Origin of the sequence: Mesorhizobium sp. WSM2561, from assembly GCF_000513915.1 — a bacterium.
Classification (GTDB): Bacteria; Pseudomonadota; Alphaproteobacteria; order Rhizobiales; family Rhizobiaceae; genus Mesorhizobium; species Mesorhizobium muleiense.
The window spans coordinates 107,343-120,717 of sequence record NZ_AZUX01000017.1 but is presented as its reverse complement, the minus strand read 5'-3'; the positions used below and the strand labels follow the sequence as shown (position 1 = coordinate 120,717).

At 60.1% G+C, this 13,375-nt stretch carries 15 protein-coding genes; 10 read left to right on the top strand and 5 right to left on the bottom strand.

All coding sequences use genetic code 11. The features are described from left to right. The first annotated feature begins 2 nt into the window (after positions 1-2). The 5 genes from M727_RS0116400 (at position 3) to M727_RS0116375 (ending at position 6,031) form a co-directional block, all read left to right on the top strand. Complete coding sequence (locus M727_RS0116400) at positions 3-374, top strand: DUF4357 domain-containing protein (protein ID WP_027153580.1); 372 nt, start codon at positions 3-5, stop codon at positions 372-374. Between the two features lie 18 nt (positions 375-392). After that, positions 393-2,174 (top strand): DUF262 domain-containing protein, encoded by a 1,782-nt coding sequence (locus tag M727_RS36580; protein ID WP_051505629.1) that lies wholly within the window; start codon positions 393-395, stop codon positions 2,172-2,174. Positions 2,175-3,256: 1,082 nt separating this feature from the next. Beyond that, on the top strand, positions 3,257-3,502 hold the full coding sequence (locus M727_RS0116385; protein WP_027153578.1) for a type II toxin-antitoxin system Phd/YefM family antitoxin: 246 nt from the start codon (positions 3,257-3,259) through the stop codon (positions 3,500-3,502). Continuing rightward, the gene (locus M727_RS0116380) at positions 3,499-3,933 is read left to right on the top strand and encodes a type II toxin-antitoxin system VapC family toxin (protein ID WP_027153577.1); all 435 of its coding nucleotides are present in this window, start codon (positions 3,499-3,501) and stop codon (positions 3,931-3,933) included. The genes M727_RS0116385 and M727_RS0116380 overlap by 4 nt, the downstream gene beginning before the upstream one ends. A 1-nt stretch (position 3,934) precedes the next feature. Further along, the gene (locus tag M727_RS0116375; RefSeq protein ID WP_027153576.1) at positions 3,935-6,031 is read left to right on the top strand and encodes a 3'-5' exonuclease; all 2,097 of its coding nucleotides are present in this window, start codon (positions 3,935-3,937) and stop codon (positions 6,029-6,031) included. 72 nt (positions 6,032-6,103) lie between these two features. Here M727_RS0116375 and M727_RS0116370 read toward each other — a convergent pair whose 3' ends face one another. Continuing rightward, the gene (locus tag M727_RS0116370) at positions 6,104-6,619 is read right to left on the bottom strand and encodes a potassium channel family protein (protein ID WP_245268671.1); all 516 of its coding nucleotides are present in this window, start codon (positions 6,617-6,619) and stop codon (positions 6,104-6,106) included. A gap of 107 nt (positions 6,620-6,726) precedes the next feature. Between M727_RS0116370 and M727_RS0116365 the strand changes: the two genes are divergently transcribed. From M727_RS0116365 to M727_RS43785, 3 genes are read left to right on the top strand one after another with little or no spacing between them, the layout of a single operon-like run. Beyond that, complete coding sequence (locus tag M727_RS0116365) at positions 6,727-7,191, top strand: group III truncated hemoglobin (RefSeq protein WP_036262401.1); 465 nt, start codon at positions 6,727-6,729, stop codon at positions 7,189-7,191. Between the two features lie 60 nt (positions 7,192-7,251). Next, positions 7,252-7,695, top strand: a complete 444-nt coding sequence (locus M727_RS0116360) for an Rrf2 family transcriptional regulator (protein WP_027153573.1) — start codon at positions 7,252-7,254, stop codon at positions 7,693-7,695. Positions 7,696-7,720: 25 nt separating this feature from the next. Continuing rightward, a complete protein-coding gene (locus tag M727_RS43785; protein WP_280944169.1) occupies positions 7,721-7,849 on the top strand; it encodes a hypothetical protein in 129 nt (42 codons plus the stop codon). Between the two features lie 122 nt (positions 7,850-7,971). Here the strand turns inward: M727_RS43785 and M727_RS0116350 are convergent, their stop codons facing one another. Beyond that, positions 7,972-9,183 carry an ionic transporter gene (locus M727_RS0116350; RefSeq protein WP_245268662.1) on the bottom strand — a complete coding sequence of 404 codons (1,212 nt, stop codon included), beginning with the start codon at positions 9,181-9,183 and terminating at the stop codon, positions 7,972-7,974. A gap of 295 nt (positions 9,184-9,478) precedes the next feature. Between M727_RS0116350 and M727_RS0116345 the strand changes: the two genes are divergently transcribed. Next, a complete protein-coding gene (locus M727_RS0116345) occupies positions 9,479-10,135 on the top strand; it encodes a TerC family protein (RefSeq protein WP_023799561.1) in 657 nt (218 codons plus the stop codon). Between the two features lie 111 nt (positions 10,136-10,246). On the opposite strand, the gene M727_RS0116340 is transcribed toward M727_RS0116345, so the two are convergent. Both M727_RS0116340 and M727_RS0116330 read right to left on the bottom strand, forming a co-directional pair. After that, the gene (locus M727_RS0116340) at positions 10,247-11,377 is read right to left on the bottom strand and encodes a site-2 protease family protein (protein WP_027153571.1); all 1,131 of its coding nucleotides are present in this window, start codon (positions 11,375-11,377) and stop codon (positions 10,247-10,249) included. 429 nt (positions 11,378-11,806) lie between these two features. Continuing rightward, positions 11,807-12,244, bottom strand: coding sequence for a CBS domain-containing protein (locus M727_RS0116330; RefSeq protein ID WP_027153570.1), 438 nt, complete (start codon positions 12,242-12,244; stop codon positions 11,807-11,809). A 219-nt stretch (positions 12,245-12,463) separates the two neighbouring features. Here M727_RS0116330 and M727_RS0116325 point away from each other — a divergent pair, with 219 nt between their 5' ends. After that, positions 12,464-12,874 carry a DUF427 domain-containing protein gene (locus tag M727_RS0116325; protein WP_051505628.1) on the top strand — a complete coding sequence of 137 codons (411 nt, stop codon included), beginning with the start codon at positions 12,464-12,466 and terminating at the stop codon, positions 12,872-12,874. Between the two features lie 56 nt (positions 12,875-12,930). Here the strand turns inward: M727_RS0116325 and M727_RS0116320 are convergent, their stop codons facing one another. Further along, on the bottom strand, positions 12,931-13,347 hold the full coding sequence (locus M727_RS0116320) for an HD domain-containing protein (protein ID WP_027153568.1): 417 nt from the start codon (positions 13,345-13,347) through the stop codon (positions 12,931-12,933). Positions 13,348-13,375 lie beyond the last annotated feature (28 nt).

Here is a 13,375-nt window from a genome sequence, read left to right as displayed (position 1 = left end):
AAGTGGCAAAGAAGACGGTAAACATCGACCCAGAGCTCCTGGGCCTAACCTTCCGATATCGGCCGTATGACGCGCAGGCGCACGGCCGGGTTCTGCCCGACGGAGGTTTCATGGTGCTCGCAGGCTCAACGGCAGTGAAAGACAGTTCGGCGACCAAGAAGCGCGATCGCGAGGAACGTGATCGACTGGTGAGACATGGCATCCTCGCGGCGACTGGCGATTCAGAGCTTCTGAAATTCACACGCGACCATGAATTCACGAGCGCCAGTCGCGCGGCCGGCATCATCAAGGACGGCAACGCCAGTGGCCCTCAGCTCTGGATTGAAATCAAGTCGGGCAAGTCGCTGAAGGATTTCCTTTCCCCATCCTCTTAAACTCGGGTTCCATTCGTCATGCCATACTCCGCAGCCACCGTCGCCGAGACGGTCATGAACATTAACCGCAGGTACTTCCTGCCGGCCATCCAGCGACCCTATGTCTGGAACTCCGGGCAGATTGTCAGGCTTTTCGATTCCCTGATGAAAGGCTTTCCCATTAGTTCATTCCTGTTTTGGGATGTTGCGACGGAGAACAAGCAGAACTGGCAAACCTATCGCTTCGCGGAGAACTTTCGCCAGGGCGAGATCCACAACGAGCACGCAAACCTGGACGGTCTCGATGCCACGCTGGTGTTGGATGGCCAACAGCGACTGACGTCGCTGTTGATTGGCCTGCGCGGCTCGCTGACCGAAAAGGTCAAACACAAGCGCAACACTAGCGCTGACGCTTGGCAGACCAAGAAACTCTACCTCGACCTTCTCGTTGAGCCAGACGATGTCTTTGACGAGGATGATGAAGAGCACGACGAGGAACTGTTTGCCTTCGAATTCCGGGAGATTCCCCCGCCACACCTACCAGGGCAGTTGTGGATCCGGGTTGGCGAAATACTCGAGCACCGAGACGATGCATCATTCGAAACGTTTAAGGCCAAGAAACTGGGCATGCTTCGCCAAGACGCACCCAAGGCTGAACGGGAAATTGCCGCGCGCAATCTGGATCGGCTACGCTGTATGGTCTGGCAGGATGAATCGGTCTCCTTCTATACGGAAAAGCTGCAGGACTACGACCGCGTCCTTCGGATATTCGTCAGGGCCAACGATGCAGGGACAAAGCTCAGCAAATCCGACCTGATGATGTCGATGATATCGTCCCGCTGGTCGCAATTCTCTGCGCGGGAGGAGATCGTCAATCTTGTGCATGAGATCAACAGCGAGGGTACCCGTCGAAACGCCATCACCCGAGATTATGTCATCAAGGCAGCGCTATTGCTGTCCGGTCTCAATCACCAGTATCAAGTTCGCAATCTGACTCTCGCCAATATCGATTCCATGCAGTCCGCATGGCCGAAGGTCAAGAAGTCTCTACGCGCAACATTCGCACTTCTGAACACCTATGGATTGGACGAAACAAATCTTACGTCACTGAATGCGACCCTTCCGATCGCGCAATATCTGCACCTAACAGGGCACGACCTGCTTGCGCAGGATACTCCTTTCAACGTCGTGAATGCCGAGAGGATCAGACGCTGGATCATCGCCGCCTTGATCAACACCGTCTTTGGCGGTGCATCTGATGCGACGATCACCGTCGCACGCAACGTCATTGAAAAGTCCAAGCCGGGAAGTGATTTCCCGTTTCTTCAACTGCACGCCGAACTTTCCAAGCACTTGCGACGTTCGTCTGCCTTCGAAGATAGCACGATCGATGACGTGCTTAAGCTTAGCTATGGCAAGAAACTAACCTTCCTCGCGCTCACACTGCTCTATGACGAGCATCGTTGGGGCAACATTCCTCACCACATTGATCACATATTTCCTCACGCTGTGCTGTCTCGCAACGCGCTCATGGCGCTGAACGTGTCGCAGAGCAAGATTGACGAATTGCGCGATCTCGAAAATCGCTTTGCTAACCTCGAACTTCTCTCCGCGCCCGAAAATCTGGAAAAGAACGCACAACAATTCAGCACCTGGATCAGAACTAGAGACGCGGGGTTTATTTCCCGACATAGAATTCCGGAGGGGGAGCATCTGCAAACGGTGCTGATGCTTCCCAAGTTTATCGAGGAACGCGAGAAACTCATCCGAAAGCGCCTTCGCAGGTTGCAACTTGATCCCGCGTCTGGAAACGCTGACTGATCATGCCCACGATCCTCGCCGACAGCTTCAGCGCAACTCTCGCCAACCACCTCGACGACAAGGTGCTGAAAAGGGTTTTGCGTTTAACATGAGCAATGCCCCCTATAACGGATACAGCTGGCAGCAGCGGGCGAGGATCATGCCCGCCTATCGCAAACTGACAGGCCGGAACGCCCCCTTTGATGGCGAGCCTTGCGCCATGTGCTGCGATCCGGACCGCCCACCCGGCGAATGGCATTCGGAGGATTATTCCGAACCGTTTGGGTTTCAGCCACCTCAATCCTATCCCGTATGCAAGTCCTGCCACAGCAGGCTTCACAAGCGCTTCAATGCGCCGCCAACCGAATGGGAACTGTTCTGCCTCCATCTCGAGGCTGGTGGGTATGGGTCGGAGTTCGTAGGGCTGCGAAGCCTCGCCGAACGCCGGACGCTGAGCCAAAAGATTGCGTCTGGTCATAAGGTTGAATTGCCTGTCATCCGCGTCCGACCGGCCGGGCCCTATTGGTGGCGATCACTGACGCTTGACCCTGAATCTCTGGTCGCGCCCTGGGCGCGTCCGCGCCCCTTGCGGCCGAGACCAGACGAGGCTGCATTCCGTCGCGCATTCGGGCAGGCGAAGCTAACCGATCGCGACATTGCGTTTCTTCGCGCACATGCCAGTGCGCCTCGCCGCACCGCGACAATGCGGGTCCTGTCGCGAGAGGCCTTGGGCAAAGACGATCCCAAGACTGCAAACCTGCTCTACGGCAAACTGGCGGGCCGTCTCACATCGCTGCTTAAATGGGAGCCGGACCTCCGTGACGACGGCTCGCCCATCCGGATGAGCCTCCTGGCCGAGGGCTGGTGGCCGCCCGGGCGCGAACACGAATGGACGATGGTGCCCTCTGCCGCGCGAGCTGTGCGGGACCACCTGTCTCTTGATTCGGAGCGGTTGCGACAGATGCCACCATCCTCGCCGACAGCTTTACCACCGCGCTCGCCAAACTCGCCAATGACGAGCAGAAGCAGGCATGCGCCCCACTTGACTCTCCAGCCAGTTCAGCCCAAATGTAGTCTCATGTAGTCACAGCGGAGGCGGCAAGATGAAATCCATGCAGGTTCGAGAAGCCAAGGCCGAGCTTTCCGCCCTGATCGCGGCTGCCGAACGCGGCGAGCCGACCACGATCACGAAGCATGGCAAGCCGGCGGCCGTGCTGGTGCCGGTGGAGGAAGCCGAAAAACTCTATCCTGTCACGGAGGCTAGAAGCTTCGCGGAACATCTGCTGGCCTTTCCCGGTGGCGTCGAATTCGAGCGGGACACCACACCGCTGCGCGATATCGATCTGTGAAGGGTTTTCTCGTCGACACGTCCGTGCTTTCGCAAATTGCGCCGGGCCGTGTGAGCGACGCCGCGGCGCAATGGTTCCGCGACAACGACGGAAGTCTTTACCTTCCCGTCGTCGCATTGAGCGAGATCAGGCAGGGCGTCGCGCGGCTTGAACGTATGGGCGCGTCACGGAAGGCTGAAACACTGTCGCTCTGGTTCGAGGAGACGATGGCAGCCTTCTCCGATTTCTTGGTTCCAATCAGCGCCAGGATCGCTCTCGAGGCTGGCGCGCTGTCGGACCGCGCCAACGCCATTGGCAAGAACCCGGGTTATGCCGACATACTGATCGCCGCCACCGCGCTCGTGTCCGAGATGCCGGTCGCCACACGCAACCTTCGCCACTTCAAACCGCTAGGCATTGCTTGCCTCGACCCGCTCTCCAACGTGAGCTGACATGCCCACCATCCTCGCCGACAGCTTCACAGCCTCCCTCGCAAAACTCGCCAATGACGAGCAGAAGCAGGCGAAGTTGACGGCGTTCGACTTGCAGGCCAACCCGGACCAGCCGGGCTTGCAGTTCCACCGCATCGACAAGTCGAAGGATCCGAATTTCTGGTCAGTGCGCGTTTCCCGCGACGTCCGCATCATCGTCCCCAAGACGGGCGGCAGCCTGATGCTCGCCTATGTCGACCATCACGACGATGCCTACAAATGGGCGGAACGACGCCGCATCGAGACGCATCCGTCGACCGGTGCGATCCAGGTTGTCGAGGTGCGCGAGCGCGTCGAGGAAGTGGCTTTGCAGCCAGCGACCCAAGCCGCTCAGGCCGGCCTGCCATTCGAGGTCGCTCCGGACAAGGAGAGCATCCCCGCGCCGCCGCTGTTCGCAAGGCTGACGCCGGACGATCTTCTCTCCGTCGGCGTGCCGCAGGACTGGTTGGCCGACGTCGCCGAGGCAACCGAGGACAGCTTCTTCGCCCTGGCCACGCACCTGCCTCAGGAAGCGGGAGAGGCGCTGCTCGAATATGCCGCCACGGGAACCCTGAAACCCGCCGCCGCACCGGTCGAAGACCCGCTTGAGCATCCCGACACGATGCGTCGGTTCCGGGTGCTGGAAGGGCTGGACGAACTTCAGGCGGCGCTCGACGCGCCGTTCGAGAAATGGGCGGTTTTCCTGCATCCTCTGCAGCGCGGCGTCGTCGAGCGCGACTATTCCGGTCCCGCGCGCGTCGCCGGCTCCGCCGGGACGGGCAAGACGGTGGTAGCGCTGCACCGCGTCATGCGCATCGTTCGCCTCGATCCGGACGCGCGGGTGCTGCTCACGACTTTCTCCGATCCGCTGGCCGATGCGCTGAAGCGCAAGCTCGCCGTGCTTTCGGCCGGACGTGATGATCTGGAGGGCCGCGTCACCGTCGCTTCCTTCCGCAGGATCGCGGAGGAACTCCATGCGCTCGCGACCGGACGCAAGGCCCATATCGCCGACCGCGACGTCGTGCGCGGTCTGATCGATATGGCTGCGACCGAGGCTGCCGTCACGGGTTGCTCTACGCGCTTTCTGGTCTCGGAATGGGAGAACGTGATCGACGCCTGGCGGATCGACAGTGCAGAAACCTATGCCGAGGTGCCGCGCATGGGCCGCAAGAACCGCCTGGGGCAGAGGCAGCGCGAGGCGCTGTGGCAGGTGTTTTCACGCGTGCGCGATGCACTTCGACAGAAGGCGCTGTTCACGCCGGCTTCGCTGTTCCAGGCAGTGACCTCCACTTACGCTTCGCGCGCAGAAAAACCGTTCACGCATATCGTGGTCGACGAAGCGCAGGACCTCGGCGTTCCGGAACTGCTCTTCCTCGCGGCAATCGCGCCCGACAATCCTGATGCGCTTTTCTTCGCCGGCGACATCGGCCAGCGCATCTTCCAGCAGCCTTTTTCCTGGAAAGGGCTCGGCATCGACGTGCGCGGCCGCTCTTTCACGCTGAAGGTCAACTATCGCACGTCACAGCAGATAAGGCAGATGGCCGACCGCCTGCTTCCCAGAACTATCCGCGACGTTGATGGGCTTGAGGACGATCGGCGCGGTGCGGTATCGGTCTTCGAGGGGATCGAGCCAACGGTGGTGATTGCCGACGACGAGGCCGCGGAGCGTGACGCTGCCGCTGCTTTCATCCGCGCCTCGCTCGAAGACGGCATCCCGCCCGACCAGATCGCCATTTTCGTCCGTTCCGCCGCCGAAGTTCCGCGCGCCCGAGCGATTGCCGAGGCCGCCGCACTGCCGTATCGCACCGTATCTTCCGGAAAGGCCAGCGATGACGCGGCCCTGGTCGGCATCTTGCATCTCGCCAAGGGACTGGAGTTCAGGGCGGTGCTCGTCGTCGCCTGTGACGAAGGCATTCTGCCGCTCGCGGCCCGCGTGGCGGACGTCGCCGACGAGTTCGAGCTGGACGAGGTCATCGCCACCGAACGGCAGCTTCTCTATATGGCTGCGACCCGGGCACGGGATCGCCTGTTCCTGTCGAGTGTGAAGCCGGGTTCGGAGTTTCTCGAGGACCTCATATAGCGGGCGCTTGCGGCGGCAAGGTTTGCGCTAATGAGCCTTTGCAGCTGGATTGCCATAGCTGTTCTTCTCTGATCAGAAATGCTCCCCGGCCTTGAAAGGGCCGATCCGGGTTCCCGCCGCTACCAGATAGGCGGTCGACCAGCCGATGAGCAGAAACCCGTTCACGCCCTCGAGGGCCGCCAGCACGCGCCATTGGTGAGCGGGAACGATGTCGCCATAGCCGACTGTCGAAAAAGTAATGGTCGAGAAGTACAGGGCGGTTTCGAAGTCGGCAAAGATATCGAGTAACAGGTAAAGTCCGGCCCAGAGCCAGACCTCCGTCGTGATAACGGCGAAGAGCCCCGTCACGATGCTGATCATCGCGACTGTACGGCTGCGACGCCCATGCATGCGAAACCGCGCGACAAGGTAGCCCATCGCATGCGTAACGGCGATCAGACCGAAAGTGTGAACCAGGACCGTCAGGCTTATGACCACGGTGCCGATGAGCAGATTGAGGACCATGCGCTGAGAGTAGCACCGCAACTGCGCCTTCCCTTGCGCAAAATCAAACCTGGCCGGTGAACGCTGGCGGCGTGCGGCTTTCACAGCCAGCAGCCCGACGGTCGAGGTAACACATATTGACAATATATCTTTTACGTAGGATGCAGGTTCATCGATCCGCGTCGCACGGCAGGCACAACAGGAGCACCCACATGACCGTGAATGGTCCAGGCAGGAGAACGATCGTTGTCGACGGCGTCCCGTTGCCGGACGTGCTTGACGAGGCCATGATCCGGCGTGTGGTTCACGGCTTCTATGACGAAATTCGCCGCGACGAACTTCTCGGCCCAATTTTCCACGACAGGATCGAACCCCGTGACTGGCCGCGCCATCTCGCGAAGATGTGCGACTTCTGGTCCGCGACACTGCTCCGGACGTCCCGGTACGAAGGCCGGCCATTGCCGCCACATTTGGCGATTTCCGGCCTTGGCGAGGCGCATTTCCGGCGTTGGCTGAAGCTGTTTCGCGCAGCTGTGCATCGCATCTGCCCACCTGAGGTTGCGGCGCTGTTCATGGATCGGGCGCTGCGCATCGCACACAGTTTCCGCCTCGCGGTCGCCTTCAGCCGTGGTGAGACCACGATGAGCGTAGAACCGATCGCTGAGAAGGACCTGTGATGCCGGGGTGGCCTGTCAGTGGCCCCTGTGAGGCGTCGTGATTCACCGGAGGAACCATTCGTGCGGCTGACCAGCTTCTCGGACTATGCCTTGAGGATGCTGATGTATGCAGCCTCCGCCGGTGACCGCCTGATCACGATCGAGGAGGTCGCACGCACCTTCAACGTGTCCAAGACGCACCTCAACAAGGTCGCCAACACTTTGACGCGCAGCGGCTACCTGAAAGCGATCCGCGGCCGTTCGGGTGGGCTTGCCCTTGGACGCCGGCCCGAGATGATCCGGATCGGCGATGTCATACGGCTGACGGAGCCGGATTTCGCACTTGTCGAGTGCTTCGCCACCGGAAACCAATGCGTGCTCACCGGCTGCTGCAAGCTTTCAGGGATGTTTGGCGAAGCACTGGCTTCCTTCCAGAGCACCCTTGACCGCTACACGCTGGCCGACGTCGCCCTGATGCCCCAGGACTTCCTCGGCGGGCGTTTCCTTCCCGCAACGCCGGCCTGAACGAGGCCGCGACCGAGCATCCCATGTGATTTATTTTCTACCAACCAGCCAGTTCGAGTCTGGCATCGACCTGGACGACACGTTGCTTCCTATGCTGATCGGCGGGCTCGTCCTGATCGTTGTCGGTGCGATCGCCGTCATGACATTTGTCTAATACGCGATCAGCCGCAATGCTCAGTCAGATTGCGAAGTGCGCAACGAAGGCGGCGTCGCGGGAGCTACGAAGACGCATCGCAATCGCGGCGACGTCATTGTGAAGAAGCACCGGCCCGCATCCTACGGCACGAAGATAAGGAACAGATAGGCGACAAATACGACGAGATGAACGAGCCCCGTCAGCATCGTTGTTCGGCCCGTCCCAAAGCTCACGATGCTGATGGCAAGCGCGAGGAGGAGAAGCACGGTATCCCCCGGGCCCAGACCAAGAGTCAGGCTTCGTCCGGTGAGCAGGCTCGCCGCACCGATCGCCGGGATTGTCAGGCCGATTGTGGCGCAGGCCGAGCCGAGGGCGACATTCAGCCCTCGCTGAAGTTCATTATTGAGTGCTGCCCGAACCGCCGATACCGCCTCCGGCATAAGCACAAGCGCAGCGACGAAGAAGCCCACGATGGCGTCCGCCTGGGTAACTTGAAGAAACTTGAGCCCATTCTCGATGCTGCCGGCCACCTGCTCGGTCAGAAGAACGATCCCTGCCAGTCCGACAAATAAGAGGAGCACATTGGTGGTCACTTTCTCGCCCTCAGATACATGCTTGTCATGTTCCGCGCTGGACGTCAGGTCTTCGATAAAATCGCCCCGATGGCGCACCATCTGGGCAAAGACGAAGGCACCATAGAGGAGGGTTGAAAGAACGCTCACAAAAGCGAGCTGCGAGGCGGAGAACGTACCGGGGCTTGTTGCAAGCGTGTAGTTTGGAAGGATCAGCGTAAGAACCGTCAGCGCCATAATGACGGCAAGCGAGGCGTTGGTGCCCTGTCGTTTGATGTCCTGATATCGATGCTTCAGCCCACCCAGGGTGAGGCAGACCCCGACGACGCCAGCGCAAACGATCATGACCGTCGAAAACACAGATTCGCGTGCCAGCGTCGGGTTGTTCTCGCCGTGCAGCATCATCGAAACGATGACCGATGCTTCGATGGCCGTCACCGAAAATGTCAACAGCAGCGTGCCATATGGTTCACCGAGCCGCAGTGCGACGGCTTCTGCATGATGCAAAACCACAAACACTGTCGCGAAGATGAAGATAGCGACGACGATCAACGCAAGGATCTTGATCGAGAGCGGCGAATGCTCGATCGACGCGGCGCCGAAATGAATGAGCGCGGCCAAGCCCAAGGAGCCGATTGGGAACAGATATTGGCCGATCGGTCGCCGATGAGCAGCCAAGACGGAATTCCCTTCATCGCCATCGACGGTCGCAGATCGGGTGTTGGAGAAATTGACCGAAGCCCACTGTATCAGTCTACTTGCGGCTGCCGGCTCGTTCAATGGTCGCGTGGCCGATCGACCTGGCTTAACCAGCTTGCCGAGCTCGATGCCGCATATGCGGATCACAATTAAGCCTTGAGTTTTTGCGCTTGGGGCAATAGCTAGGTGCTACCAGGCCGGGCCCCTCTGGCAGTCCATCAGGACTGCGATGTCGGACTGGAATTCCAATCCGGGTGGCCTGGCTTTGAGTTTTCTTCAGCTGTAGCGGCATTTCTCTTGTCATACGCGGTGTCCGCGTTGCTCTACGGTTATACTCGCAAGCCGCGTCACCCCTAGCTGAACGCAAGGGTGCCGTATGACAGATTTTTTCAGTCCCGAAGCAATGACCGCTCTCATGCAGGTCATCATGATCGACCTGGTGCTGGCCGGCGACAATGCCATCGTTATCGGCCTTGCCGCGGCCGGACTACCCAAAGAGCAGCGCAGAAACGCAATCGTCGTTGGCATAATCGCAGCGGCCGTTCTGCGCATCGGCTTTGCGGCCGCGACAACCCAGCTCCTGCAGATCGTCGGGCTGCTGTTCGCCGGCGGTCTTTTGCTGTTGTGGGTCTGCTGGAAGATGTGGCGCGAACTCCGGCAAAACCATGCGCAGGAAGCACAGGCGATCGAAGCGCTTTCGGAAAGCGATGTCGACTACGATGGCGTCGTAGCTGGCAAGGCTCCGCGCAAGACCCTGGCCCAGGCAACCTGGCAGATCATCATCGCCGACGTCTCCATGTCACTCGACAATGTTCTGGCGGTAGCCGGTGCTGCGCGCGAACATCCGAACGTGCTGATCTTCGGCCTTGTCCTCTCCGTAGCCCTGATGGGCATCGCTGCAAACCTCATTGCCAATCTGCTTCAGAAGCACCGTTGGATTGCCTATGTCGGCCTGGTGGTCATCCTCTACGTCGCTGGCGACATGATCTATCGCGGTGCGCTTGAACTTCTGCCTCATGTCGGGGGCGCTTGAGACACAGAAAAAAGGGCCGGGACGACCTTCGTTCCAGCCGATTTCTGCTTATCGCTCCGCTACGATTTAGAGCGCACTCACCCGATCCGGCAGTGAAAAGAACCCTTGTGCTCAGATCCGTGTGAATCGCGGCTTGGCCCCACGCAAACGACCAAAACGGAAGGCATCCGACACGGCTGAGCGGATCATGAGCATCTCGCCTATGGTTTCGTGTGTCATGAGCCCGACCAGCCGGTCGGAACTGTCGACGACGGCTACAGCAGGCACATCTGCCTGCTGCATCAGCCGCAGGCTTTCCTCGAGACTTTTGCGGTAATGTATTTTCGGGATATCGTGCCGCATTGCGCTCGCGACCGGTGCGGCGGGTCCCTTTTCCTTCAATGTCCGGATCATGTCGTTGCGTGTCACCAATCCTTCGAGATGGCCAGCGGAGTCGATGACAGGGAATTCGTGCTGCGTGGTCGCGAGCAGCATCTCGATTGCCTGGTCGAGCGTCGCCGACCGGTCCAGCCGGGCGAACTCGGTGATCATCACATCCGCGACAAGGACGCTTGTCGCTACCTCCCGGATCTGTGCGTTTTGCGCTTCCGCTGCCGCGGCGAGATAGACGAAGATGCCGATGAAGATCAGTAGCGGATTGTAGAACAGCCCAACAAAACCGAAGACGAAGGCCAATCCTTGCCCGATCATGGCTGCGATCTGGGTTGCGCGCGACCACGACAGGCGGGCGGCGAGTGCGGCGCGCAGGATACGGCCGCCATCCATCGGGAAGGCTGGGATCATATTGAAGATGACCAGGAAGACATTGACCCCGGCAAGCCTGGCGAGAAAACTCATACGCGGATCCTCGATCCCGGCCATCTGTTCGACGCCCGCCGACCCGCCGAGCAGGACGAAGATCAGCGCGGCGATCGCGACATTGACCAGCGGCCCCGCGACCGCGATCACGAACTCCTGCCCCGGCTCTTCAGGCATGCGTTCGAGCCTGGCGACGCCGCCGATCGGGAAAAGCGTAATGTCCGGCGTGTTGATGCCGAAATACCGCGCAGCGGCGATGTGGCCGAACTCATGCAGGACCACGCAGGCAAAAACCGCAATGATGAAGGCAACGCCTTGCCAGGCCGCTGGCGTGCCGCCGATCTGATAATGCGTCAGCCAGATCCAGACGAGCAGAAGCAGGAAGGTAAAGTGAACGCGCACGGTGGTGCCGGCGATCGTCCCGAGGTTCAGCGACCAACCCAAATCCGTCCACTCCGAGAGGCCCGACCTTCGCAAGAGGCCCCACCTTGGCAACAGGGTTTGGCAGGACGCTTGCAATCGTTCGAGAACATCAGGTGATCAAGCTCATCGTCTGCGACTAAGGGCTGCCCGGCCGCGAGATGCCCGCCTCGGTGTCGCGCGGTCCCGTCGCAAGAACAGCTTATCACGACACGACATCCGGGTGAACGTCTCGGCGCGTGATCTGACGCGTCCGCGCCTGCACGATGATTTCGCCCTGCCGCGCTTTTTTCGGCGATGAAGGACACGGTGCTTCGGATCGTTGTCATGGATGCTCCTGAACCTTTGCCGAAAAACATCGCAAATGCAGAAGGCTCCGGCGGGGCGCCGGCGTTAGCCGACGCACCGCGAAACAAGTGATGTTGACCTTGCGCCGACATGTCGCCGCGTTAGTCAGTGAGCAGTCTGCGAATGCTCGCCGCCCGGCTTCGAGATGTCGCTTAAAGCTTCTCCCGCTTCTGCGGCTTCGCCATTCGTCGCCAGATCGCCAAGCGAGATGATGCCGACGAGCCTCTTGTCGCGGTTCAGAACCGGGAGCCGACGTACCTGCAGGTCGCCCATGTTTTCAAGCACATGCTCGACGTCTTCGTCATCGAAGCAATATTTGACCTCCGGGCTCATGACATCACGCACCTTCGTGTCAGGTCCCTTGCCCAATGCTACGCCGCGGATCGCGATATCTCGATCGGTGATCATCCCGACCAGCCGGTCGTGGTCGCCCACGGGCATCACTCCGGCGTCAAGCCTGCCCATCATCTCAGCCACTTCGCGGATCGACTGTTCGGGGTTAGCGACCTGTACATTCCTCGTCATGCAGTTGCCGACCTTCATGGCAATCTCCCTTAACTTGCGAAGCCCTGCCGCCGGTTCCGGTGTCAATCTAGGAAACGAACTCTTCGGCGGTAACGTTCCCTTGAATCTGAATGCCCCGCGGGAGGTTTTTCATCTGTCGTCGGCCCCCGATGTCGCGGCTCCAATGAGCCTCACGCGGTTGGAACCCTGACGGGCGATACGACGTTCCAGGAGATCGGCAGCCAACGGAGAAGTCGAATGCAGCCCTTAGCCGTAAATTCCACCAGCCGTCCCGGCGCGCTGACGATTACCCCATTCAAAGGAACCGTGACGGTCAGGTTCTCCGACGCGATCATTGCCTCGACAGAGCGGGCAAAAGTGCTCCATGAAGAGGGGCAAGATCCGGTCTTATATATCCCGTTCGAGGATATCTATTTCGACCTTCTGGAGAAGACCAACACCACAACCCACTCCCCGCTGAAGGGCACGGCCAGTTACTGGCGGGTCCACGCGGTCGGCGGAGCGGCCGACGACTTCATGTGGGCCTACGAGACGCCCGACACGCCGGCATTGGCCATCGCCCGCCATGGCGCCTTCGATCCCAGCAAGGCGCGGATCGATGCCGATCCTGCCGAGGACAAGCGACATACGCCTCACATCCCCGAATAGAGCCTCGCATGAAGGTCGCACATCGGCCGATCACGCCACCGGCGACAATCCTTTAGTCATTCGGAGAATTCTTCGTCGAGGATCCGCAGTCCGTCTTCATATTTCGATGTCGACGCGCCAATCTGCTGTGCCTGCCATAAATTGTCGGTAAGATCGGCGCGCTTGACCGGCAGCGCCAATGGGTTGGCTGCTGCTCTGCGCACGAAAGCGAGGTCGTCCTCGTCCGGCCTGCGTGTCATCGCATCGACGGCCGATACGATGGATGTTCCGAAACCTGCCGCCTCGAGCCGCTCGCGATCCCAATCGTCGCTTTTCTCAACAACGTCGTGTAGGTAGGCAACGGCCTTCTGGTCGAGCGTTTCGACGGCATCAACGACCCGGCGGCAATGCTCGATATAGGGCCGTCCGGTCTTGTCCGTCTGCCCCGCATGAGCTTGTTCGGCGATTTTTGCCGCGCGGTAAAGGAAGCTCACTGCCTCGATCCTTGCTGGCCTGTGTGAT

Excerpts from the sequence above, each read along its gene's own strand:
- M727_RS0116365 (WP_036262401.1), top strand. The coding sequence starts at position 6,727 with ATGACCGTGAATGGTCCAGGCAGGAGAACGATCGTTGTCGACGGCGTC.
- M727_RS36580 (WP_051505629.1), top strand. The coding sequence starts at position 393 with ATGCCATACTCCGCAGCCACCGTCGCCGAGACGGTCATGAACATTAAC.
- M727_RS0116385 (WP_027153578.1), top strand. The coding sequence starts at position 3,257 with ATGAAATCCATGCAGGTTCGAGAAGCCAAGGCCGAGCTTTCCGCCCTG.
- M727_RS0116375 (WP_027153576.1), top strand. The coding sequence starts at position 3,935 with ATGCCCACCATCCTCGCCGACAGCTTCACAGCCTCCCTCGCAAAACTC.
- M727_RS0116325 (WP_051505628.1), top strand. The coding sequence starts at position 12,464 with ATGCAGCCCTTAGCCGTAAATTCCACCAGCCGTCCCGGCGCGCTGACG.
- M727_RS0116330 (WP_027153570.1), bottom strand. The coding sequence starts at position 12,244 with ATGAAGGTCGGCAACTGCATGACGAGGAATGTACAGGTCGCTAACCCC.
- M727_RS0116345 (WP_023799561.1), top strand. The coding sequence starts at position 9,479 with ATGACAGATTTTTTCAGTCCCGAAGCAATGACCGCTCTCATGCAGGTC.